Source organism: Acinetobacter sp. YH01021 (assembly GCF_013420255.1).
Taxonomy (GTDB): domain Bacteria; phylum Pseudomonadota; class Gammaproteobacteria; order Pseudomonadales; family Moraxellaceae; genus Acinetobacter.
Genome location: NZ_VOYO01000063.1, coordinates 1 through 2,421 on the forward strand (window position 1 = coordinate 1; position 2,421 = coordinate 2,421).

2 protein-coding genes and 3 pseudogenes are annotated in these 2,421 nt (G+C 36.6%); 3 read left to right on the forward strand and 2 right to left on the reverse strand.

From position 1 onward, the window contains the following. Window positions 1-366: 366 nt before the first annotated feature. A pseudogene (locus FTT86_RS16320) lies at window positions 367-488 on the forward strand (cation transporter); the annotation flags it as partial. Between the two features lie 177 nt (window positions 489-665). Then, complete coding sequence (locus FTT86_RS15765) at window positions 666-1,280, forward strand: thiol:disulfide interchange protein DsbA/DsbL (protein WP_004281236.1); 615 nt, start codon at window positions 666-668, stop codon at window positions 1,278-1,280. A gap of 76 nt (window positions 1,281-1,356) precedes the next feature. Here the strand turns inward: FTT86_RS15765 and FTT86_RS16325 are convergent. Further along, window positions 1,357-1,458: pseudogene (locus tag FTT86_RS16325) on the reverse strand (TetR family transcriptional regulator); the annotation flags it as partial. A gap of 175 nt (window positions 1,459-1,633) precedes the next feature. Here FTT86_RS16325 and FTT86_RS15770 point away from each other — a divergent pair. Continuing rightward, window positions 1,634-1,840: pseudogene (locus FTT86_RS15770) on the forward strand (IS1 family transposase); the annotation flags it as partial. A 65-nt stretch (window positions 1,841-1,905) separates the two neighbouring features. On the opposite strand, the gene FTT86_RS15775 reads toward FTT86_RS15770, so the two are convergent. Continuing rightward, window positions 1,906-2,100, reverse strand: coding sequence for a heavy-metal-associated domain-containing protein (locus FTT86_RS15775; RefSeq protein ID WP_004733233.1), 195 nt, complete (start codon window positions 2,098-2,100; stop codon window positions 1,906-1,908). Between the last annotated feature and the right edge of the window lie 321 nt (window positions 2,101-2,421).

Here is a 2,421-nt window from a genome sequence, read left to right on the forward strand (position 1 = left end):
TTTTTTGAGAACAAACCTTAACAAAATTACAAGTTTGTAATTTTGTCGTCATTCGGATGTATATATTTACTCATTATTATAAGTAAAGATTTTTTTGGTCCAAGATATGATTAGATTCAATAATATGTACATGAAGATTATTTTAGTTATTTTTACTATAGTTTTTTCAACCAGTAGTTTTGCTGATGGGGGACTCCGTTTCTTAGAGAAAAATTTAGAAATAATTAACAAATAATTAACATAGTAATTTAAATTAAAAAGTGATTTATCAGGTGAATTTTAACTATATAAATAATTTATTTAATTTAATAAACCTTTCATAAATCATTTTTTGCTCAGTTCTATGTTGTAAATTCCAGCAATTATCATAGCCACGCGGCTGTTACTGAAGAGAATAGTAAGAAGCTAATATTTACTGTAGGTTTGACCACTACGTTTTAATCGTAGAAATTATAACCGTTTTTATTACTCAAAGTTTAACTTTTGTGATTATCTAAAAACACATAGCGGTCGAATGGCCATATTAACTGACTTAAAATCAGTCGCATACTTTAATGTAGCGGTTCTGATAGCACAAAAGTTCGCAGCATGAAAACGGAACCGGCATAATTGATTTATAGTGAACCCATACACTAAGCATAATGATTTAGAGGACGATAATCCCAATGAAAAAATTCCTTTTAGGAGCTGTTGCCGCATCTGTTTTGGCCTTTTCAGGCAATGCTATGGCCAATTTTGTGGCAGGTCAGGACTATCAAGTGGTTGCAAAACCAGTCAAAGTCGAAAAACCGGGCAGAATTGAGGTACGTGAATTCTTCTGGTACGGCTGTGGTCACTGTTTCGCGCTTGAACCACATATGCAGGGCTGGTTGAAAAAATTACCAAAAGATGTACGTTTTGTACGTACGCCGGCTGCAATGAATCCACTCTGGGAGCAGGCAGCGCGTGCTTATTATGTGTCTGAAGCATTGGGTGTGCGTCAAAAAGCACATTTACAATTATTCCATGATATTCATGATAAGCAACGTCCAATTTTAGAACAGGCGCAATTGGCCAAGTTCTATACCCGCTATGGTATTCCTGAAGCGAAATTTAACAGCACTTATAAATCTTTCCCGATCACTTCGAAAATTGCCCAAGCCAAAAATCTGGCTGCTCAGTATCAGTTAAGTGGTGTTCCGGCAGTGACCGTGAATGGTAAATATATTGTGCAGGGTAATGATGCCAAAGTCATTCAGGTGGTGAATTACCTGATCGAGAAAGAGCGTAAAGCCAAATAAGACGCGATTGATTATCTCTAAAAAAAACCTGCATCGAATCTGCAGGTTTTTTTATTTAAACTGGAGGAATGGTTATTTACGTCCTGACTGCCGGATCTGGTGTTTCTATCGGCGGGCGATACCAGTGTAAAATTCCTCGGAATAAGAGCTGCATCTGCAACACGCTTTGCGCTTTAAAGTAATGAATTTTCCTTTCTATTTCAACACGCAGAATTGCCGAGGCGCCCCGACGCTCTAAAACAAACAAAGGTGGTGTTTCAAAAAGTATGCTGAAAAAAACAATATGGCTTTTGATAAAATAGAGGTATGAAAATAACGCTACAAATCAAATGTCCTACCTGTCTAAGTAACAATATTGGGATAGTTTTATCACAGCATTTCAATGTTGCAAGCAAGTGATCGGTAAGTTTTTTACCGTCGGTATTGAAGGTAACAATTGTAGAATTCGTCATCGAATCAGGCGTGGATTTAGGAGAAGTTGCAACTTTTCTAAAAAGCTCGAAAATCATTTTAAAGCCTTTGATTTGACTTTCTTTTACCTTAATAACGGATTTGTTTAACGCTAGCATACTTTTTGAAACACCACCAAAGTGGTAAGGAATTCCCACTGTTACTCTAACAGAGATTAAGCAGGATCAGCTGTAAATCCACGCTCACTGAGAGTTGCAATGACTTTATCCTGACTCACTGTTGTGTTGATTTCAACGATACGGTTTTGTAAATCAATATCGAGTGAGGCATTCGAGTCGAGCTCTTTAATTGCGGTAGTAATGCCGCGTGCACAACCACCACAAGTCATATTAGCGATGTGAAATTTCATATGTTGCTCCTTTTTAACAAAACATTTGTTTAAAACATTAGAACAGTAACTCTAAACTTTCACCATACAACCAGCCTTTTTCTGAATCAGTTACTCGCTGTAACTTGGTCTGTTTATAACCTTACAGTTTTCTTCAGAGTATTCCAAAGAAGAGTGTTCTAATGACTACAGTAAAAGTACTTAACCAACATTAATGAGAGGTGGTCCCACTTGTTTGAACAACTAAAAGCGTATTTATAAGTGATATTCCGCTCTAGTTAAGCCACCTTGTTTTGTTGGGGTAGCTGATCATAGTAAAACTCATTTGGTGTCATTTTGTCT

Bases quoted from the DNA above. Each gene is read 5' to 3' on its own strand.
- FTT86_RS15765 (WP_004281236.1), top strand. From the start codon at position 666: ATGAAAAAATTCCTTTTAGGAGCTGTTGCCGCATCTGTTTTGGCCTTT.
- FTT86_RS15775 (WP_004733233.1), bottom strand. From the start codon at position 2,100: ATGAAATTTCACATCGCTAATATGACTTGTGGTGGTTGTGCACGCGGC.